We start from the raw sequence: 19,849 nt of genomic DNA on the forward strand, positions 1-19,849 counted from the left end.
GACAGTCCTATCCCGGGACGTTCTCCACACCACGGGCCCGCAGACCCGCGCGGATCCTCTCCGCGGCGTCATCCATCCTCTGCGGGTCGGTCTCGTCCATGCTCAGGGCCGTGGCGAGGTTGTAGCCGGACATGTCCGCGGCAGGGAAGACATGGATGTGGGTGTGGGGGACCTCGAACCCGGCGATGAGGTAGCCGGCACGCGGGGCGTCGAAGGCGTCGACGATGACCGCGCCGATGCGCTGGGCCACCTCGTTGAGGTGGGCCCACAGGGCGGGGTCGAGGTCGGTCCACCGGTCCACCTCCTCGACCGGGACGACGAGAGTGTGCCCGTAGGCGACGGGTTCGATGGTCAGGAACGCTGCGACGGTGTCGTCGCGGTACACGAAACGGCCGGGAAGTTCACCGGCGATGATCTTGCTGAAGACGGAGGCCATGGGTCCGATCGTAGCGACCCGTTAAGATCGTTGACCATGCGCACACTCGTCATCGGCAACGGAGCCCGTGAACACGCCCTCGCCTACTCGCTCTCGCAGGACCCCCAGGTGACGGAGGTGCACGTGGCCCCCGGTAACCCCGGAATGGCCGCAGTCGCCACCCTGCACCCGGAGACACGGGGGGAGGACGCCGCGGCCGTGGTCGACCTGGCCCGCGCCCTGGCCCCGGACCTGGTGGTCGTCGGCCCGGAGATCCCCCTCGTCGCGGGAGTGGCGGACGCCCTGCGTGAGGCAGGGTTCGCCGTTTTCGGTCCCTCGGGTGCAGCCGCCCGCATCGAGGGCTCCAAAGCCTTCGCCAAGGGCGTCATGGCGTCCGCCGGTGTCCGTACGGCACGGGCCGAAACCGTGGGCACCGGAGCCGGAGATGCCGACATCGAAGCCGCCCTCGACCGGTTCGGCCCCACCTGGGTGGTCAAGGACGACGGCCTGGCCGGGGGTAAGGGGGTGGTCGTCACCACCGACAGGGACGAGGCGCGGGCACACATACGCGCCGTCCACGCAGCAGGCAACCCCGTACTGCTCGAAAGCTTCCTCGACGGGCCCGAGATCTCCCTCTTCTGCCTCGTCGACGGACCGACAGTGGTTCCGCTGCTGCCGGCCCAGGACCACAAACGGGTCGGAGACGGTGACGAGGGGCCCAACACCGGTGGCATGGGAGCCTACACACCCCTGCCGTGGCTGCCCGCCGACGGAGTGCAGCGCATCGTCGACGAGGTGTGCACCCCCGTGGCCAGGCAGATGGTCGAAGAGGGATGCCCGTTCTCCGGACTCCTCTACGCGGGACTGGCCTGGGGCCATGACGGCCCCGCAGTCGTCGAGTTCAACTGCAGGTTCGGGGACCCGGAGACCCAGGCGGTGCTCGAACTGCTGGAGACCCCGCTGGGCGGAGTGCTCTCCGCCGTGGCGGAAGGCCGGCTCGCCGAACTCCCCCCGCTGACATGGAGGGACGGGTACGCGGTGACCGTGGTACTCGCCGCCGGAGGATACCCGGAAGCCCCGGTCACAGGCGTACCCCTCGACGGTGCCGCCGCCGGCGACGAAGCCCGCGGAGTGCGTGCCGCCGGGGTCGCCGCCGACCCCGCCGGCGGGCCCGGCCTGGTGTCAGCCGGCGGCAGGGTGCTCAACGTCGTGGGAACCGGGGCGACCCTCGAGGACGCGAGGGACGCCGCCTACCGCGAACTCGCGACAGTGTCCCTGCCCGGCGGACACTACCGGTCGGACATCGGCCTCGCCGCGGTCGAAGGCCGCATACAGGTACCGGAGTAGAACCGAAGTGCCCAGGACGCGCAGAGCCCCCACCGTTCCCGTGATATGCACCGGTCTCCTCACCTGCACCGCCTGCGCCTTCGTCAGCGCCTGCGGCTCCGACAGTGACCGGATGGTGGACACCTCCTCAGTGTCCACGATGCTGATGACCAGGGACGACACGCCACCCGGATACACCTGGAACAGTGTCGCCGAAGTCCTGCGGGACGCCGGTGACGACCTCGGCCAGCAGATCGACGCCGAGGCCGCATCCGTGAAAGTGGAACCGGACTACTGTGCCGCCCTCGTGCCGACCTCCACCTCGATCATCGCCGAACTCCACGACCACGGGGACACCACCGGGGCCGTCGAGTTCCTCCCCGAAGACTCCAACGACCCCGCCGTCGTCGACGCAGTCGTCTCCACCTCCGACGACGGCGACACCGCAAGCCTCGCCTCAGGGAAAGTCAGCGCGGACCGGTGCAGTGACTTCACCAGGACCAGGGACGACGGATCAGTGACACACTTCCGGGCGGACTCGAGCAGAGCATCACTGGCATCCCCGGACGACACAACAGTCATCACCGTCCTCAGCGACTCGGTGACACCCGGGGAAGAACTGGTCACCACCATCACAGGGACCGTCGACGGAGTCCACTTCCGCATCGCCGCATCCGGGGTAACCGACACACAGATCCTCACCGACCTGGCAGAAAAGCAGGTCAGACACATTATCGAGGTCATGGAGGGGCAGGACTAGATGTTCGGTCGGAGAAAAGCCCCGGGCCGGTCACGGCGAACGGTCCGCCAGTGGAGACATGCCCCGGACCCCGGCGAGACAGAGATACTCCCATCGCCACAGGTCGACCCCCACGCCGCCTCCGCAGTGCTCCACCGGGTACTCACCGAGATCGGAGGTGACCGGCCCGTCACGCAGGTCGGCGGATTCGCGGTCGCCACCACAGTGCGCACGGCCCCGCTCACATTCGCACTCGAAGGGCTGTGGGAAGGACAGAGTGACAGCGACTCCGGGAAGCTGCTCACGCTGGCGGGCACCTGGAACGCCGGGCACACGGTACCGCGGGCGCAGGTCGGCGTCGACCGCTCCGGCCGGGTGACGGTCACAGCGGACAGTGAACTGGTGTGCGGGGTCGGGGTGACCGTGCAGCAGCTCGACGAATGGCTGCGCCGCGCACTGGCAGGATTCAGTGCATTCGGCAGCTTCCTCGCCGAACGTGGACTGCAGACCGTGGCCGGTGGTGACAGGGCCGGTGGTGACAGGGCCGGTGAGTCCGGAGACCGCCAGCCGGACGCGGTGCCGGTGGACGCGGTGCTGGAGGAGGTCGCCCACGGTGACGTCACGGCTGCCGTCACCCCGGGAAACAGGTTCGGTCTCGTGGGCGGTCGGACTCCGGCAGTTCTGCTCGCGAGGATCGGGACATCACTGGAAGGCAGGACCGAGCACAGGGAACCCGGGGCGTCAGGACGCCGTGGAAACGGCTACCTCAGGTTCGCTGCCGGGGCTGACGTGGCACTTCACGACGGCACTCTGTCCGTGACGGATGGTGTGACGCTGGGCTCGCCGGGATCAGGTGGCCCGGAAAGTGACGATGACACGAACGACGTGGAGGAGTGGCTGAGAGCTTTGTGCAACCGGGTGAACACGCTGCCAGGAGGGGTCGTCGCGGTCTTCGACCGGGGAACTCTCACCTGTGCGGTGCACCGTCCGGTGGGTTCCGGGTTGTCGGACGCCCAACTGGATGACGCTGTCTCCCGCGACCGTCGGGCTGTCGGTGAGATGCTGCGGTTGATGGCGGCCGAGATCTCCGGTGAAGCTGATGCCTGAAGGGCACGTGGTCCACCGGCTCGCCGCAGCACTGGTCAGGACTTTCGGTGGTCGGGTGGTGTCCGTGAGCTCGCCGCAGGGGCGTTTTGCCACGGAGGCGGCGTTGATCGATGGTTCAGTCCTGTCTGACGCCACGGCCTGGGGAAAGCATCTGTTCGTGCATTTCTCCGCGGGGACGGTGCACATCCATCTCGGACTGATCGGCACCATGGGCTTCGGGCCTGCAGCGCCTCCCCATGGTCAGGTGCGGTTGCGGATCAGTGACGGGCACGAGGTCGCCGACCTCCGTGGGCCGCAGAGCTGTGCCCTGGTGGTTCCGGAGGAAGAGGACGCCGTGATCGCGAAACTGGGAGCTGACCCGTTGCTGCCGGTCAACGGTTCGGCGGGGGTCGGCGTACTCAACCGGGGGAAACTGGAGTCGACGGTGCGGCGGACCCTGTGCTCGTCGAGACCGGTCGGCGCACTGTTGATGGACCAGGGTCTATTTGCCGGGGTGGGCAGCATCTACCGGACGGAGGTGCTGTTCCGGCAGGGTATCTGTCCGCAGCGCCGGGGCAGCGAGCTGCGGTCCGGGGAGTTGACCGCTGTCTGGGATGATCTGGTCCTGCTCATGGAGGCCGGTGAGCGTACCGGTCGTATCGACACGGTCCGGCCCCGGCACACACCGGAGGCGATGGGCAGGGCTCCGCGCAGGGATGACCACGGCGGCGAAGTGTATGTGTACAGGCGCGCCGGTCAGCCCTGTCTGGTGTGTGGCACGCCGGTGCAGACCGGTGTGCTGTCCGGGCGGAAGATCTACTGGTGCCCGGACTGTCAGCCTGTTCAGTCGACCGGTCCGTCGGGATCGTCACGGTAGAAGTGTGACAGGGGGCCTGCAGCGTAGGTGGTGTGCTCCTCCCCGTTCGGCCCCGTCCAACAGACTGTGTGACCGCCGTCGGGGGAGTTGCACGTCCACAACCGGGTGGTTTTGACTCTGTGGTGTTCGGGACAGAGGTTCTGGACGTTCTCCAGCTCAGTTGCCCCGTTGGACGTGGGATCGGTGTGGGGTGAGTTCTCGATGTGGTCTTTCTCGCATCGGACCGCGGGAACGGTGCATCCGGGGAACCTGCAGTGACCGTCACGGGATTCCGCGGCCATCTGCACCAGCACCGGCCACCGGTAGGCCTCCGTGGAGGGAAGTTCGACGCGCCGGGTGGGGAGGACCTGAACCGTCCCGTTCGGGGAGGTGCGTGCGAGATCTTCGAGACGTTCTGCCGCCTCCACGTCGAGCCAGCCGACTTCGGGGGAGTAGGCGGCACCGGTGCCGTGGACGTCGTCGACGGTGGCCCGGAAGAGATTGATCCGTACGGTCAACGTCTCCGGGTCGTCACCGAGCATGCCCATCAGGATCTGGGCCTTGATCTCGTTTCTGGTCGGGAGCGGGGGAAGAGCCCCTGGGTCGTCGGCCTCGTCACGACTGTGCCGCAGGCCGGCGATCATCTGCTTCGCCTTGTCCGTGAGTGCCCTGTCGATGCCGGCGGCGGTCAGCTCGTTGCCGCAGTGAAGTGAGAGTACCCTGCCCCGACGGTGCAGTGTCGCCGAATCTCTCTCGGCTCTGGCGGTCTCGGCGTAGAGTCCGGGGGCCTTGTCCAGGAGGACCGCATCGATGAGATCCCGCAGATCCGCGAGGTTGACGGTGCAGGTTCCCTCGCCGTTCTCCGACAACCAGGAGACCACCGCAGGCTCGACGACATGGTCGAGTCCTGTACGGGTCTCCTCCGTCAGACTGACGGGGACAGTAGACATGTGGCGGTTGATCCTGGACCAGACAAGATCGAGATGGTCCACCGCCAGCCGTCCGGATTCCTGGGCGAGGGTGAACAGTTCGGGCATACGTTCGGCGACGTCTGTTGCGTGACCGAACCGGACCGCATCTGCCCGGGTACGGCCGCGCCATGCCAGGGCGGTGGAGATACGGGCTTCCACAGGGGTGGCGAGCAGCCCGACGACGGTGAGCATGTCCCCCAGGTTGGCCAGTGGAATGATGTTGTCACGGACGTGTCTGGCGACTTCGGCACCGCCTATGTGCGGTGACTGTACTGCGGTGGTCATGGTGGCGTCCTTCCCCCGGTGGTTCACTGGGGTGAACTGTACAGGAAATTCTGATGTAATGAAACAGGTGTTCTAATGTGGGGTGCCCGTGGATCCCTGCCACAGGCGCAGGGGAAGGCACCGGGCCGGCGAGGGGAGGGCGGTGTGGGATACTGGACGCCGTGGCTGACAAGAAGAAGATCTCCAACGTCCTGGCCGACCGTTACGCTTCCCCGGAGCTGACCCGAATCTGGAGCCCGGAGGACAAGATCCTCGCTGAGCGCCGCCTGTGGATCGCCGTGATGAAGGCCCAGAAGGAGATGGGGGTGGACATCGCCGACGGCGTCATCGAAGACTATGAACGGGTCATCGACGACATTGACACCGTCTCCATCGCCGAGCGCGAGAAGGTCACCCGGCATGACGTCAAGGCCCGCATCGAGGAGTTCAACGCCCTCGCCGGCCACGAGGACATCCACAAGGGGATGACCAGCCGGGACCTCACCGAGAACGTTGAGCAGCTGCAGATCCGCCGCTCCCTGGAGATCGCCCGCGACAAGGCCGTCGCCGTCCTCGCCCGCATCGGCGAGCGGGCCGCCCGCTACAGGACCCTCGTCATGGCTGGCCGCTCCCACAACGTCGCAGCACAGGCGACCACCCTCGGCAAGCGGTTCGCCTCAGCCGCCGATGAACTGATGATCGGCATCGAGCGGATCGAGAACCTGCTGGACCGTTACCCGCTGCGCGGAGTCAAGGGCCCGATGGGCACCAGTCAGGACATGCTCGACCTGCTCGGCGGAGATGTCGGGAAGCTGGAGGCATTCGAACGCAGGATCGCCGACGAGCTCGGATTCACCCGCATCTTCGACTCCGTCGGGCAGGTGTACCCCCGTTCCCTCGACTTCGACGCCCTGTCAGCTCTCGTCGAGACCGGTGCCGCGATGTCTTCCCTGTCGATGACCATCCGGCTGATGGCGGGCAACGAGACCGTGACCGAAGGGTTCAAGGAGGGGCAGGTCGGGTCATCGGCCATGCCGCACAAGATGAACGCAAGGTCCTGTGAACGTGTCGGGGGCATGCAGATCATCCTGCGCGGATATATGACGATGGTGTCTGACCTGGCAGGTTCGCAGTGGAACGAGGGTGACGTCTTCTGCTCGGTGGTGCGGCGGGTCGCCCTGCCGGACGCCTTCTTCACCTTCGACGGCCAGTGCGAGACTTTCCTCACCGTCCTGTCCGAGTTCGGTGTGTTCCCGGCGATGATCGACCGCGAGCTCGAGCGTTACCTGCCGTTCCTCGCCACGACCCGTATTCTCATGGCCGCGGTGCGTGCGGGGGTGGGGCGTGAGACCGCCCACGAGATCATCAAGGAGAACGCGGTTGCCGTCGCACTGAACATGCGTGAGAACGGTGGGGGTCAGGACCTCGTTGAACGGCTTGCCGCCGATGAGCGTTTCCCGCTCGACGAGCAGCAGCTCAGGGAGGCTCTGGCTGACCGTCACGCGTTCATCGGTGCCGCGGAGAACCAGGTGGACCGCGTCCTGGCACGGGTGGACGCCGTGGTCGCGAAGTATCCGGAGGCGGCGGCCTACACTCCGGGTGAGATCCTCTAGGCGTCACCGCCCCAGGCGTCCCCGGGTGTGATTTCCACGCCGGGGACGGCCCCCACCTCACAACAGTGCGTCGAGGAGCATCCAGGTTCCGAAGCCGGTGAGGAAGATTCCGGAGCATACCGTGACTGCGGTCGCCAGGCGTGGCCGGCTGCGCAGCAGGGAGCGGGCCAGTACCGCGACGCCGGAGTAGACCACGAGAATCTCGAGTACGAATATCCCGCCGAGCAGTGCCATCTGTACCCCGGAGTGCCATCCTCCGGGGGTCAGGAACTGCGGCAGCAGTGCGAGGAGGAGCATGAGCCCCTTGGGGTTGATCCCGCTGACGCCCATGCCGCGGATGAACTGGTGCAGTCCGTCGGAGGGCACGCCTGTGCCGGTCCCTGTGCCGGTCCCTGTGCCGGCGGCAGGGGCCGGAGAGACCAGGGCGGGGACGCCCCGGCGCAGTTCGAGGAGGTTGGTCACGCCGAGCCAGACGATGTAGGTCGCCCCGACCACCGTCAGTACGGTGAGGAGGTCAGGGTGGGAGCTGACGACAGCTCCGACACCCACGGCGATCACGGTGACCTCGACGATGTACCCGCCGGCGAGTCCGAGGACCGGGGGCACCACGGATCCGGTGCGCAGTCCGGCCGTGATCGCGTAGGCCCAGTCGGCGCCGGGCATGACGGCGAAGATGCCGGCCGTGAGCGCGAACTGGAGCACGAGAGCTGTTTCCACAGCTCACAAGCTTATTTCAGGATGAGGGGAATGTGTTTCGAACTTTGCGTCCGACATCGCCTGTCCGTGCAATAATATTCCGCATGGACGCCGTCGACAGGAAAATCCTTGCACTGCTCCGGGATGACGGGAGAATGAGTGTCACCGACCTCGCCGGCGCAGTCCGTCTCAGCGTGTCCTCCTGCCACCGGCGTCTGAAGGAACTGGAGCGCACCGGCGTCATCCTGGGCTACCACGCCGAGATCGACCGGGCCGCCCTCGGACTGGCCTTTGAGGCGCTCGTTTTCGTCACCATGGGCAGGACCGATCAGGCCACGGTAGCCGCCTTCGAGGACGCCGTGTCCCGCGAACCCGCCGTCGTCTCCGCCGAGCGGGTCTTCGGCGAAACCGACTACATCCTGCGCACCCTGACCCGCGACCTCACCGGCTACCAGGAACTCTATGACTCGGTGCTGGGGACGCTGCCCGGAGTGGAGCGGTTGACCTCGACCATGGTCATGAAGAGGCTCTGACGGCAGGTCCGTCACTCCGCTGCCCGTCACTCCGCTGTCCGTCACTCGACGACGACGAGCAGGTCACCGCCCTCGACTTTCGTCGGCTGGGTCGTCACGACCCGAGTGACCGTCCCGTCGACCGGAGAGGTGATCGTGGCCTCCATCTTCATCGCCTCGATGACGGCCACGGCGTCCCCGGCGGAGACTTCGTCGCCGACCTTCGCGGTGACCGTGACCGCACCGGCGAACGGTGCGGCAACCTGGCCGGGGACTGCAGGATCGGCCTTCTCCGCCGCAGCCGTCACAGATTCCACCGCACGGTCGCGTACCCGGACCGGCCTGATCTGACCGTCGACGGTGGTGACGACCCGTCGGATCCCCTTGTCGTCGGGTTCGCCCACCGCGTCGAGGCGTACCACCATCGCGGTGTTGCCTCTGATCCTCACGGCAGTCTCCTCACCCTCCTTCAGCCCGTAGAGGAACTGCCTGTCACTGAGGACGGAGACGTCACCGAATCGGCGCCGGTGCTCCTCGAATCCCTCCGTCTCCCGGGGGAACAGCAGCCGGTTGAGGGCGCTCCTGCGCGCCCGGGACGGTGCATCGGCCGGACCGCGCAGGTTCTCCTCCTCTCCGGCGGGGACCTCGACCACCCGGGACGCGGTGGACCCCCTGCCCTCCAGGGCCAGCGTGCGCAGGGGCTCCGGCCAGCCTCCGGGAGGTGTCCCCAGCTCACCGCGGAGGAACGCGATGACTGACGCCGGGATGTCGTACCGGCGGGGGTCGGCGGCGAACTCCCCGACAGTGACACCGGCGCCGACGAGATGCAGCGCCAGATCGCCGACGACCTTGGACGAGGGGGTGACCTTCGTGGGGCGTCCGAGCAGGCGGTTCACCCCGGCATAGGCGTCCTCGATGAGTTCGAACCTGTCACCGAGGCCGAGGGCGACAGCCTGGGTGCGCAGGTTGGACAGCTGCCCTCCGGGGATCTCGTGCGTGTACACCCGTCCGGTGGGGCCCGGAAGCCCGGACTCGAAGGGCCGGTACACGGTCCGGACGGCCTCCCAGTACGGTTCCATCGAGTTCACGGCGTCCAGCCCGATGCCGGTATCCCGGTCGGTGTGCGCGAACGCCGCCACGATCGCCGACAGGGAGGGCTGGGATGTTGTCCCGGCCATCGCGGCGCTGGCCCCGTCGACGGCGTCGGCACCCGCCTGCGCTGCGGCGAGGTAGGTCGCCAACTGCCCGCCCGCGGTGTCGTGGGTGTGGATGTGCACCGGCAGGTCGAAGTTCCTCCGCAGTGCGGTCACCAGGGTGGTCGCCGCGGCGGGGCGGAGAAGCCCGGCCATGTCCTTGACGGCCAGTACATGTGCCCCCGTCGCGACGATCTGTTCGGCCAGGCGCAGGTAGTAGTCCAGCGTGTAGAGGTCCTCGGCAGGGTCGGAGAGGTCCCCGGAGTACGCCATCGCCACCTCCGCCACCGCCGTCCCGGTCTCCAGGACCGCGTCGACGGCGGTGCGCATCTGGTCGATGTCGTTGAGTGCGTCGAAGATGCGGAAGATGTCCACACCCGACACCGCCGCCTCCGCGACGAAGGAGCGGCACACCACGTCCGGGTACGGCGTGTAGCCGACGGTGTTCCGGCCCCGCAGGAGCATCTGGATGTTCATGTTCGGCATCGCCGTCCGCAGCCTGTCGAGTCTCTCCCACGGATCCTCGTGGAGGAACTGCAGGGCGACATCGTAGGTCGCACCGCCCCACGCCTCCACGGAGAGCAGTTCCGGGGTCAGCCGTGCGACAGCCTCTGCGGCGTCGACCAGGGCACTGGTCCGTACCCGGGTGGCGAGCAGGGACTGGTGGGCGTCCCGGAAGGTCGTGTCCGTCACAGCGAGGGAGGCCCGGCTCCGGAGCCGACGGGAGAACTCCTCCGGCCCCACCTCACGCAGCAGGTCCCGGGAACCCCGGGGCAGGGGGGCGGCACCGTTGGCGTCACTGCCGTTGCGGGCGTCCTTCTCCCTCACCACCGGCGGAAGTTTGCGCGCCGGGACGACCTCCGCCGGCCGGTCACCGTTGGGCCGGTTGACGGTCACGTCGGCGAGGTAGTCGAGCAGTCGTCCGGCCTCGTCGTCGGCCGGCGGCGCCTGCAGCAGCCACGGGTGGGTGGTGATGAACGACGTGGAGATCCGGCGGTGGAGGAAGTCGTCCTCGCGCAGCAGTGCGCGCAGGAACCCGATATTTGTCGCCACACCCGAGACGGTGAACTCGTTGAGGGCCCGTCGGGCACGGGCGACAGCCTGGGCGAAGTCGGTGCCGCGGCAGGTCAGCTTCACCAGCATGGAGTCGAAGTTGGCCGTGATCTCTCCGCCGAGGCTCACCGCCCCGTCGAGACGGACACCTGCCCCGCCCGGTGAACGGTAGGCGGTGACCGTCCCGGTGTCCGGCCGGAATCCGTTGGCGGGGTCCTCGGTGGTGATCCGGCACTGGAGGGCCGCTCCCCGGGTCACGATGTCCTCCTGCCGCAGTCCCAGCTCATCAAGGGTGGCGCCGGCGGCGAGGTGGATCTGGGCCTTCACGATGTCTACCGAGGTGACCTCCTCGGTGACCGTGTGCTCGACCTGGATACGGGGGTTCATCTCGATGAAGACATGGTTGCCGGCGGCGTCGACGAGGAACTCCACCGTCCCGGCCCCCTGGTACCCGATTGCGCGGCAGAACGTCACGGCGTCCCTGCAGATACGGTCGCGCAGGTCAGGGTCGAGGTTCTGGGCGGGCGCGATCTCCACGACCTTCTGGTGCCGTCGCTGCAGCGAGCAGTCACGCTCGTAGAGGTGGATGACGCCGCCGTCACGGTCACCGAGCACCTGGACCTCGATGTGCCGGGGATCGGTGACGGCCTGTTCGATGTACACCCTGGCGTCGCCGAAGGCCGCCGCAGCTTCCCGGGAGGCCTCCGCCGCCTTCTCGGCCAGCTCTCCGGGGGACGCCACGAACCGCATTCCCCGGCCCCCGCCACCGGCCACGGCCTTGACGAACAGCGGGTAGGCGCGGCCCGCGGCCATGGAGACGATGTCGTCGATGTCCTCGGAGGGTTCCGAGTCGTCGAGGACGGGAAGTCCGGCCCGTCGGGCAGCCCGGACCGCAGCCGCCTTGTCCCCGGTGAGTTCCAGGGTCTCCGGTGACGGCCCGATGAAGGTGATGCCGTTGTCGGCGCAGGCGCGGGCCAGGGCCGCGTTCTCCGACAGGAAGCCGTAGCCGGGGTAGACGGCGTCCGCCCCGGTCTGCTCTGCGGCCCGGATGATCTCGTCGACGTCGAGGTAGGCCTTGACCGGGGAACCGTCCGTGCCGATGCGTACCGCTTCGGTGGCGAAGGAACGGTGGAAGGAGTTGCGGTCCTCCCGCGGGTACACCGCGACAGTGCGGGCGCCGGTCTCGTAGGCGGCGCGGAAGGCGCGGACGGCGATCTCGCCACGGTTGGCGACGAGAATCCTGTCGAAGGAGGGGAGTGCCATCTGAGGCCGGTCCTTTCAGGCGGCCGGACGGTCGTTGACCGACCGCTGGGGTTCGCCGTTGTAGGCGGACAGCGGGCGGATCAGCGCATTGTCCGCGTTCTGTTCCGCAATGTGCGCGGTCCAGCCGACGACCCGGGCGATCACGAAGATCGGTGTGAAGAACGGGATGTCGATACCGAGCATGTAGTAGGTCGGTCCTGCGGGGAAGTCGAGGTTCGGCAGGATTCCCGTGCGCTTCTCCATGGCGTCCTGCATCTTCTCGTACATCTCCACCCACTTCGCTCCGTCGTGGTTGGCCGCGGTGCGCCGCATCGCGGCCTCCATCGACGGGACCCGGGAGTCACCGCGCTTGTACACGCGGTGCCCGAAGCCCATGATCTTCTCCTTGCGGTCCGCCTTGTCCAGGACCCAGGCCTCGGCCCGGTCGGGGTCACCGACCTCGAGGAAGTTGTGCATCACGGCCTCGTTCGCGCCACCGTGCAGCGGGCCCTTCAGCGCACCGATCGCCCCGGTGACCGCGGAGTAGGTGTCCGAGGTCGTCGACGCGATGACCCGGCCGGTGAAGGTCGAGGCGTTGAAAGAGTGCTCGGCGTAGAGGGTGAGTGACTGGTCGAAGGCCTCGACATCGTCGGGACCGGTCGCCGGGGACCCCTCGCCGTCCCCGAAGGCCATGTACAGGTAGTTCTCGGCGATGGAACGGTCAGGGGAGGGGGCGATGAAGCCCAGTCCCCGGCGTCGGCGCATGTCGTAGGCGACGACGGTGGGAAGTTTCGCCAGGAGGTTGAGGCCGATACGTCGGACCCCGTCGCCCGACCGGTCACCGGCCTGCGCGTCGTGGGCACCGATCCAGGACACGGCGGTGCGGCAGACGTCCATGGGGTGGCAGTCCTGCGGCAGACCGTCAACGAGGTCGACCAGGGCCTGCGGGATCCCGCGCAGGGACCGTTCCGTCCTCTCGAACTCCTCCTTCTGTTCGGGGGTCGGAAGTTCCCGGTTCCACAGCAGGTAGGCGACGTCCTCGAAGGTGCAGTGCTCGACGAGCTCCTGGACCGGGTAGCCCCGGTAGGTCAGGGAGTTGGTCTCCGGGACGACCTTGGAGACGGCGGTGTAGTCGACGATGACGCCGTTGAGACCCTTGCGGACCTCGGTGGCGGTGGAATCTGTGGCGTTCATGGTGGTGGCTCCTCTCACGGAAGTGGTGTGCCGGTCAGGCGGTGGGATCGTAGGTGTCGGGGGAGTAGGTGAAGACGCTGGTGTCGAACTCGTTGTATTCCCGGTAGCGCAGCAGTTCGTAGAGTCGCGACCGGTGCTGCATACGGTCCAGCCAGTCACGCTGGGTTCCGGTGGAGGCGATGTCGCCCAGTGCCTGTTCAACCTGGCCCATGGCTATACGCAGGGTGGTCACGGGGAAGATCACGGCGTTGTAGCCGAGGTCCTCCAGGGTCTGTGCGCCGAGCAGCTCAGACTTCCCGAACTCGGTCATGTTCGCCAGCAACGGGACGTCGACCGCGGCCCGGAACTTCTCGAACTCCGCCGGGGTACGGAGGGCTTCGGTGAAGATGAGGTCGGCACCGGCGTCCGCGTAGGCCTTCGCCCGTTCCACGGCACTGTCGATGCCCTCGACCCCGGCGGCGTCGGTCCGGGCGCAGATGACGAACTGGTCGTCCCGGCGTTCCTTCACCGCCGCGCCGATGCGACGCAGCATCACCTCGGTAGGCACGACCTCCTTGCCGTCGAGATGGCCGCAGCGTTTCGGATTGACCTGGTCCTCCAGGTGGCAGCCGGCGATCCCGGCGTCCTCCAGCTCGGACACGGTCCTGGCCGCCGACATGGGTTCGCCGAACCCAGTGTCCGCGTCGACCAGTACGGGCAGGTCGGTGGCTCTGGCGATCTGGCGGGCGCGTCCGGCGACCTCGGTGAGGGTCGTCAGGCCGATGTCCGGAAGTGCCAGGTCAGCGGCGACGACCGCCCCGGAGACGTAGACGCCCTCGAAGCCCTTGTCCTGGACGGCGCGGGCGACGAGCGGGGAGAATGCGCCGGGGAGCCGGGTGATCCGTGTCGAGGTGAGGGAGTCCCTCAGCGCCCGGCGACGGTCGGTGGGAGGGACGGTGCTCGAGTACAGGCCGGACATCACAGGATCCCGTCGGGGATCGCGGGGGCCTTGGCCAGGGTGTCGGCGTCGAAGGTCACGGTGAGCTGGTCGAGCTCGTCAGGGCCCAGGGACGCCGTGTTGCGGGCGGCGTCGAGGAAACGGTCCTGTTCCTTGTCCGGTACCAGTCCCTCGGCCAGGGTGCGGAACTTGTTCTCGTACTGGGCGCGGTCGAAGGGGTGGGCGCCGAGCGGGTGGGCGTTGGCGACGGCGAGCTCGTCCTCGATGACGGTCCCGTCCTCCATGGTGACCACCGCCCGGGCACCGAAGGCCTTCACCGCCGGGTCACTGGAGTGGTACCGGCGGGTCCACTCCGGGTCTTCGACGGTGGAGATCTTCCGCCACAGTCGGACGGTGGACGGGCGGTGGGCGCGTTCGGGGGAGTAGGAGGTGCTGTAGTCCCAGACACCGTCCTCGAGGGCCACGGCGAAGATGTACATCACCGAGTGGTCGAGGGTCTCACGGGAGGCGTCGGGGTCGAACTTCTGCGGGTCATTCGCACCGGTGCCGATGACGTGGTGGGTGTGGTGGCTGGTGTGCAGGACGACCGACCTGATCTTGTCGAGGTCGTCGATCCGGTCGCGGAGGAGGAAGGCCAGGTCGATGGGGGCCTGGGACTGGTACTCCGCCGAGTGTTCCTTGGTGTAGGTGTCGAGGATGGCCCGCTTGCCCTCGCCCGGTGCGGGGAGTGGGACGGTGTACTCGGCGTCCGGCCCGTCGAGCAGCCACGCGATGACGCCGTCCTCACCCTCCCAGATGGGGGCGGGGGCTCCCTCGCCACGCATCGCGCGGTCGACGGCCTCCACCGCCATCTTCCCGGCGAAGGCGGGGGCGAAGGCCTTCCAGGAACTGATGAGTCCCTTACGCGACTGCCGGGTGGCGGTGGTGGTGTGCAGTGCCTGGCCGACCGCCTGGTAGATGGTTTCGGGGTCGAGCCTGAGCAGGGCGCCGAGACCTGCGGCGACGGAGGGCCCGAGGTGCGCCACATGGTCGATCTTGTGGGCGTGCAGGCAGATGCCCTTGACGAGGTCGACCTGGATCTCGTAACCGGTGACGATACCGCGGATGAGGTCTTCACCGGTCAGGCCGCGGGCTGCGGCCTGCCGCTGGGCGACGGCGAGGACCGGGGGGATGTTGTCTCCGGGGTGGGAGTATTCGGCGGCGAGGAAGGTGTCGTGGTAGTCGAGTTCGCGCACGGCGACACCGTTGGCCATGGCCGCCCATTCCGGTGCATAGGTCCCCGGGACGCCGAAGACGGTGGAGCCCGGGCTCATGGGGCGGGCCATGGCCTGGGTACGGGCGGTCGACGGCGGTCGGCGGAGTACCGACGCGACGGCGACGGAGGCGTTGTCGATGATGCGGTTGACCGCCATGTCCGCTGATTCGGCGGGCACGGCCACCGGATCGGCGGCGACCTGTGCGATCTTCCAGGCGAGGTGTTCGCTTCGGGGGAAGTCTTCGGCGGACGGGTGGACGCGGACGATGTGATTCTCCACGGAACAGATTCTCCTTTGTGACGGGTGACACATGGTGTGATGTGGATCCCACTATGCCACCGCTGTCGAAAGAATTATCCGGGAAAATAAGCACGGGGGTGAAGTACGCATCACAGAGGGGCTTTAACAGTGTTGCGCCACACACTTTTGCGGGTGGCTTTCCGGACCGGCCAGCCGCCGGCCGGGCTGTGACCGGGCTGTGGAAGTGTGGTGTCGGGAGTGGTGGAAAAAGGTGGGAGGACGGTGGCACACCGCCGCGTACACCGCCGACCGGGAATTCCAGGTGCCATGTCAGTGCAGGTCAGAGAATGTTCACCCGGGAGATGGAACTGTGGCGGTGCGCTCGGGCTGTGCCCGCGGTGCGGTGGCGGTGCGCTCGCTGTGCGGTGGCGTCCCACCCCTGCGCCCTGACCGGGTGACACCGGCGAGATCGCCGGAGCCGGAATTTCCCCACTTTTCCTGCGCCGGGGGTGGTGGACAATGCAGGTGCTCTGGTAAGTGACGACCGCCGGCCGGCACCCGTTGAGGGCCGGCCGTCCCCCGGTTCAGCCCTGGTACAGCGGCAGGGAACTGCCGGGGATCGAGTCGATGAGGTGACGCGTGTACTCCTGCTCCGGCGTCTCGAACAGGGCGTCCGTCTCCCCTCTCTCCACGATCCTGCCGTCACGCATGACCAGGGTCTCGTCCGCGATCTGTTTGACCACCGCAAGGTCATGGGTGATGAACAGGTAGGTCAGCCCGGTGTCCCGCTGCAGCTCGTTGAGCAGTGCCAGGATCTGCGACTGGACCAGCACGTCCAGTGCACTGACCGCCTCGTCGAGGATCAGCGCCTCCGGGCCCAGGGCCAGCGCCCGCGCGATGGCGACACGCTGCCGCTGCCCGCCGGACAGCTCGCCGGGGTACCGGGACAACATCGACGACGGCATCGCAACCCGGTCAAGCAGCTCACGGACCCGCTTCTCCCGGTCCCGGGCAGACCCCACCCCGTGGACCTTCAAGGGCTCCGCGATGGTGTTGAACACCGAGTACATCGGGTCGACCGAGCCGTACGGGTTCTGGAACACCGGCTGAACCCGACGGCGGAACGCCAGTTCCCCCGCCTTGTCGAGTCCGGTGACGTCGGTACCGTCGAAGGTCACCGTGCCCCGCGTCGGTTCCAGCAGACCGAGCACCATCTGTGCCACGGTCGACTTACCCGACCCGGACTCGCCGACCAGCGCGAGCGTGCGTCCGCGCCGCAGGAAGAAACTGACATCCTCCGCCGCGGTGAACTGCTTCTTCCGCCACGGGCGGTCCCCGGCGACCTCGTAGATCTTCGTCAGCCCGGACACCTCGATGAGGTTCGGTGTGCTGTCCCCTGACGTGCCCGACGTGCCTGACGTGCCTGCCGGGCCTGACGGCGCCACCGGGGCAGCGTCCTTCAGCGGCTCCTCCAGCTTCAGGTCGACACGGCGGGCCGCCACCGACGGGGCGGACGCCACGAGCTTCTTCGTGTACGGGTGCCGTGGATCCTGCAGGATCTCCAGGGAGGGACCGGTCTCCACGATCCTGCCCTGGCTCATCACGATGATCCGCTGGGCGCGCTCTGCGGCCAGGCCCAGGTCATGGGTGATGAGCAGGACAGCGGTACCCAGCTCCCGGGTGAGCCCCTGAAGATGGTCGAGGATCTGCTGCTGCACCGTCACATCCAGAGCCGAGGTCGGCTCATCGGCGATGAGGAGGCGGGGACGGGCGGCCAGTCCGCAGGCGATGAGGGCACGCTGCCGCTGACCACCGGAGAACTGGTGGGGGTACTGGTTGATCCGGCGTTCCGCATCGGTGAGACCCGCCTCCTCCATGAGCTCGACGGCCCGGGTGTGGGCGGCCGAACCGGTGGCGACGTTGTTCGCCTTCAGAGCCTCCTTGATGTGGTGGCCGATCGACCACACCGGGTTGAGGTTGCTCATGGGGTCCTGGGGGACCAGGCCCACCTCCGAGCCGCGGATCTCCGTGAAACCACGCTCACTGAGATGGGTGATGTCGCGGCCGTCGAAGGTGATGGTCCCCCCGGTGACCCGCCCGCCGCCCGGCAGCAGCCCCATGATGCTCATGGCGGTCGTCGACTTCCCGGAACCGGACTCGCCCACCACGGCGACGGTCTCCCCGGGCCAGATGTCGAGACTGACGTCGGCGACCGTAGGCAGCGGGTTCTTCGGAGTACCGAAGGCGATGGAGACATCGCGCATCGACAGGAGGGGGAAGTCGCCGGAGGTGCTGTGGTCGTTGACTGTGGCGTCACTCATCGGGTGCGCTCCTTCGGGTCGAGGGCGTCCTTGAGGGTGTCACCGAGCAGGATGAACCCCAGCACGGTGAGGGCCAGGGCGCCGGCCGGGTAGAAGAGGATCTCCGGGGCGATCCGCAGGGTCGACTGGGCGGTGGAGATGTCGTTGCCCCAGGAGACCGTCTCCGGTGGCAGACCGATGCCCAGGTAGGACAGGGTCGCTTCGGCGACGATGTAGATACCCAGGTTGGTCGTCGTCATCACGATGATCGGTGCCAGACAGTTCGGCAGGATGTGACGGACGAGGATGGCGACCCGGGACAGTCCGAGGGCGCGGGACGCCTGCACGTAGTCGTTGTTCTTCGCCTGCATCACCGCCCCACGGACCATGCGCGCCATCTGCGGCCAGCCGAACAGCGACAGCACCAGCACCACCGTCCAGGTGGTGCGGACCTCGAAGGCCTGCATGAGCACGATGCCGGCGAGCAGCAGCGGGATGGCGAAGAAGATGTCGGTGATGCGGGAGAGCAGGGCGTCCACCCAGCCGCCGAGGTACCCGGCCAGGGAACCGACGATGATACCGACGAGGGTCACCGCGAGTGTGGTGAGGACGCCGGTGGTCACCGACGCGCGGGCACCGTAGACCGTGCGGGCGTAGACGTCGTAGCCCTGCTGGGTGAACCCGAAGGGGTGGCCCGGGGCCGCGCCCTCCAACGAATCCTCCAGCCGGGCGGCGCGTGGGTCGGTCCCGGAGAACAGTCCGGGGAAGACCGTGACGAGAAGGACGACGGCGATGATGATGACGGAGACCCAGAACATGGGCCGGCGCCGCAGCCTGAGCCACGCCGACCCCCAGAAGCCCCGGGGGGCCTCGTCGGGGAGTCGCTGGTCACGGGTGAGGACGTCGGAGGTCTCGACCTCGGCGACCCATCTGCCCCCACGGGGCAGCGGGTCAGGACGCGTCGTTGCTGTGGAACTTCCGGCACCGGTGGAACTGCCGGGACCGGTACCGGTGGTGGTGCTGTGCGGGTCAGACATAGCGGATCCTGGGGTCTAGGAGGGCGTAGAGCAGGTCGATGAGAAGGTTGGAGAGCACGAAGATGATCACCAGGACGGTGACCACGCTGACCACCGTCGGGGACTCCCCGAGCTTCACGGCCTCGAAGAGAAGTCCGCCGACACCGTGGATGTTGAAGATGCCCTCGGTGACGATGGCGCCGCCCAGCAGGGCCGCGAAGTCCGCGCCGATGAAGGTCACGACCGGGATCAGTGAGTTCCTGAGCACGTGCGCGGTGATCACCTTCGGGCGGGACAGTCCCCGGGCCGAGGCGGTACGGACGTAGTCGGCGCGCAGATTCTGGGCGACCTCCGACCGGGTGAGCCGGAGAACGTAGGCGAAGGACACCAGCCCCAGCACGAACGCCGGCAACAACAGGCGGGTGAAGGAACCGTGGGAGCCGACGGTCGGCGGGACGATGCCCCACTGGATGCCGAAGAGGAACTGTCCGACGAAGCCGAGGACGAACACCGGTACGGCGATGATGACCAGGGAGACGACCAGCAGGGTGGAGTCGAACCAGCCGCCCTTCTTCAGACCGGCGACGACGCCGAAGCCGACGCCGAAGACCGTCTCGATGACCAGTGCCATCACCGCAAGTTTGACGGTGATGGGGAAGGCCTCGGCGAGGACCTCGGTGACCGGTCGGCCCGAGAAGGTCAGTCCGAGGTCACCCTGGAAGATTCCGCCGAGGTAGAGCAGGTACTGGACGATGAACGGCCGGTCCAGATGGTACTGCTCGCGGATGGAGTCGAGCACCGCGGGATCCGCGGCCTTGTCCCCCGCGAGAGCGAGAACCGGGTCACCTGGGGTGAGGAAGACCATCGCGTAGATGAGGAATGTCGCTCCGAGGAAGACCGGGATCAGCTGGAGGAGACGTTTTCCGAGATACCACCACAT

At 67.7% G+C, this 19,849-nt stretch carries 16 protein-coding genes; 6 read left to right on the forward strand and 10 right to left on the reverse strand.

The features are described 5' to 3' along the window. Positions 1-7 precede the first annotated feature (7 nt). Complete coding sequence (locus tag E0E18_RS11615; RefSeq protein ID WP_130840947.1) at positions 8-436, reverse strand: HIT family protein; 429 nt, start codon at positions 434-436, stop codon at positions 8-10. Between the two features lie 36 nt (positions 437-472). Between E0E18_RS11615 and purD the strand changes: the two genes are divergently transcribed. The 4 genes from purD to E0E18_RS11635 are packed head-to-tail and all read left to right on the forward strand — an operon-like array spanning position 473 to position 4,443. Further along, entirely contained in the window at positions 473-1,762 is a 1,290-nt protein-coding gene (gene purD / locus E0E18_RS11620; protein WP_130840949.1) for a phosphoribosylamine--glycine ligase, read from the forward strand. A 40-nt stretch (positions 1,763-1,802) separates the two neighbouring features. Then, a complete protein-coding gene (locus E0E18_RS11625) occupies positions 1,803-2,501 on the forward strand; it encodes a hypothetical protein (RefSeq protein ID WP_110481953.1) in 699 nt (232 codons plus the stop codon). Continuing rightward, the gene (locus E0E18_RS11630; protein ID WP_130840951.1) at positions 2,502-3,587 is read left to right on the forward strand and encodes a YbjN domain-containing protein; all 1,086 of its coding nucleotides are present in this window, start codon (positions 2,502-2,504) and stop codon (positions 3,585-3,587) included. After that, positions 3,580-4,443: an Fpg/Nei family DNA glycosylase gene (locus E0E18_RS11635; protein ID WP_110481950.1), complete on the forward strand. Its 864-nt coding sequence runs from the start codon at positions 3,580-3,582 to the stop codon at positions 4,441-4,443. The genes E0E18_RS11630 and E0E18_RS11635 overlap by 8 nt, the downstream gene beginning before the upstream one ends. Here the strand turns inward: E0E18_RS11635 and E0E18_RS11640 are convergent. Continuing rightward, positions 4,410-5,678 (reverse strand): HNH endonuclease signature motif containing protein, encoded by a 1,269-nt coding sequence (locus tag E0E18_RS11640; protein ID WP_130840953.1) that lies wholly within the window; start codon positions 5,676-5,678, stop codon positions 4,410-4,412. The genes E0E18_RS11635 and E0E18_RS11640 overlap by 34 nt on opposite strands. 152 nt (positions 5,679-5,830) lie before the next feature. Here E0E18_RS11640 and purB point away from each other — a divergent pair, with 152 nt between their 5' ends. Next, complete coding sequence (gene purB / locus E0E18_RS11645) at positions 5,831-7,270, forward strand: adenylosuccinate lyase (protein ID WP_174217170.1); 1,440 nt, start codon at positions 5,831-5,833, stop codon at positions 7,268-7,270. A gap of 57 nt (positions 7,271-7,327) precedes the next feature. Here purB and E0E18_RS11650 read toward each other — a convergent pair whose 3' ends face one another. Next, positions 7,328-7,987: a LysE family translocator gene (locus tag E0E18_RS11650; RefSeq protein ID WP_130840955.1), complete on the reverse strand. Its 660-nt coding sequence runs from the start codon at positions 7,985-7,987 to the stop codon at positions 7,328-7,330. Between the two features lie 83 nt (positions 7,988-8,070). Between E0E18_RS11650 and E0E18_RS11655 the strand changes: the two genes are divergently transcribed. Beyond that, complete coding sequence (locus E0E18_RS11655; protein WP_066585241.1) at positions 8,071-8,499, forward strand: Lrp/AsnC family transcriptional regulator; 429 nt, start codon at positions 8,071-8,073, stop codon at positions 8,497-8,499. Between the two features lie 41 nt (positions 8,500-8,540). On the opposite strand, the gene E0E18_RS11660 is transcribed toward E0E18_RS11655, so the two are convergent. The 7 genes from E0E18_RS11660 to E0E18_RS11690 all read right to left on the reverse strand — a co-directional run bounded on the left by E0E18_RS11660 (position 8,541) and on the right by E0E18_RS11690 (position 19,849). Continuing rightward, positions 8,541-11,987 carry a pyruvate carboxylase gene (locus E0E18_RS11660; RefSeq protein WP_130840957.1) on the reverse strand — a complete coding sequence of 1,149 codons (3,447 nt, stop codon included), beginning with the start codon at positions 11,985-11,987 and terminating at the stop codon, positions 8,541-8,543. 15 nt (positions 11,988-12,002) lie between these two features. Then, complete coding sequence (locus tag E0E18_RS11665) at positions 12,003-13,160, reverse strand: bifunctional 2-methylcitrate synthase/citrate synthase (protein WP_130840959.1); 1,158 nt, start codon at positions 13,158-13,160, stop codon at positions 12,003-12,005. Positions 13,161-13,194: 34 nt separating this feature from the next. Continuing rightward, complete coding sequence (gene prpB / locus E0E18_RS11670) at positions 13,195-14,118, reverse strand: methylisocitrate lyase (protein ID WP_161972285.1); 924 nt, start codon at positions 14,116-14,118, stop codon at positions 13,195-13,197. Then, complete coding sequence (locus tag E0E18_RS11675) at positions 14,118-15,632, reverse strand: MmgE/PrpD family protein (protein ID WP_130840961.1); 1,515 nt, start codon at positions 15,630-15,632, stop codon at positions 14,118-14,120. Before E0E18_RS11675 ends, prpB begins: the two co-directional genes overlap by 1 nt. 545 nt (positions 15,633-16,177) lie before the next feature. Then, the gene (locus tag E0E18_RS11680) at positions 16,178-17,914 is read right to left on the reverse strand and encodes a dipeptide ABC transporter ATP-binding protein (RefSeq protein WP_130840964.1); all 1,737 of its coding nucleotides are present in this window, start codon (positions 17,912-17,914) and stop codon (positions 16,178-16,180) included. Then, entirely contained in the window at positions 17,911-18,930 is a 1,020-nt protein-coding gene (locus E0E18_RS11685; RefSeq protein WP_187119893.1) for an ABC transporter permease, read from the reverse strand. The genes E0E18_RS11680 and E0E18_RS11685 overlap by 4 nt, the downstream gene beginning before the upstream one ends. After that, positions 18,923-19,849 (reverse strand): ABC transporter permease, encoded by a 927-nt coding sequence (locus tag E0E18_RS11690; RefSeq protein WP_066585263.1) that lies wholly within the window; start codon positions 19,847-19,849, stop codon positions 18,923-18,925. Before E0E18_RS11690 ends, E0E18_RS11685 begins: the two co-directional genes overlap by 8 nt.

Origin of the sequence: Corynebacterium neomassiliense (assembly GCF_900626215.1) — a bacterium.
Lineage (GTDB): Bacteria > Actinomycetota > Actinomycetes > Mycobacteriales > Mycobacteriaceae > Corynebacterium > Corynebacterium neomassiliense.

Bases quoted from the DNA above. Each gene is read 5' to 3' on its own strand.
- E0E18_RS11660 (WP_130840957.1), bottom strand. From the start codon at position 11,987: ATGGCACTCCCCTCCTTCGACAGGATTCTCGTCGCCAACCGTGGCGAG.
- E0E18_RS11640 (WP_130840953.1), bottom strand. From the start codon at position 5,678: ATGACCACCGCAGTACAGTCACCGCACATAGGCGGTGCCGAAGTCGCC.
- purD (WP_130840949.1), top strand. From the start codon at position 473: ATGCGCACACTCGTCATCGGCAACGGAGCCCGTGAACACGCCCTCGCC.
- E0E18_RS11680 (WP_130840964.1), bottom strand. From the start codon at position 17,914: ATGAGTGACGCCACAGTCAACGACCACAGCACCTCCGGCGACTTCCCC.
- E0E18_RS11655 (WP_066585241.1), top strand. From the start codon at position 8,071: ATGGACGCCGTCGACAGGAAAATCCTTGCACTGCTCCGGGATGACGGG.
- prpB (WP_161972285.1), bottom strand. From the start codon at position 14,118: ATGTCCGGCCTGTACTCGAGCACCGTCCCTCCCACCGACCGTCGCCGG.
- E0E18_RS11665 (WP_130840959.1), bottom strand. From the start codon at position 13,160: ATGAACGCCACAGATTCCACCGCCACCGAGGTCCGCAAGGGTCTCAAC.
- E0E18_RS11635 (WP_110481950.1), top strand. From the start codon at position 3,580: ATGCCTGAAGGGCACGTGGTCCACCGGCTCGCCGCAGCACTGGTCAGG.
- E0E18_RS11690 (WP_066585263.1), bottom strand. From the start codon at position 19,849: ATGTGGTGGTATCTCGGAAAACGTCTCCTCCAGCTGATCCCGGTCTTC.
- E0E18_RS11615 (WP_130840947.1), bottom strand. From the start codon at position 436: ATGGCCTCCGTCTTCAGCAAGATCATCGCCGGTGAACTTCCCGGCCGT.
- E0E18_RS11685 (WP_187119893.1), bottom strand. From the start codon at position 18,930: ATGTCTGACCCGCACAGCACCACCACCGGTACCGGTCCCGGCAGTTCC.
- E0E18_RS11630 (WP_130840951.1), top strand. From the start codon at position 2,502: ATGTTCGGTCGGAGAAAAGCCCCGGGCCGGTCACGGCGAACGGTCCGC.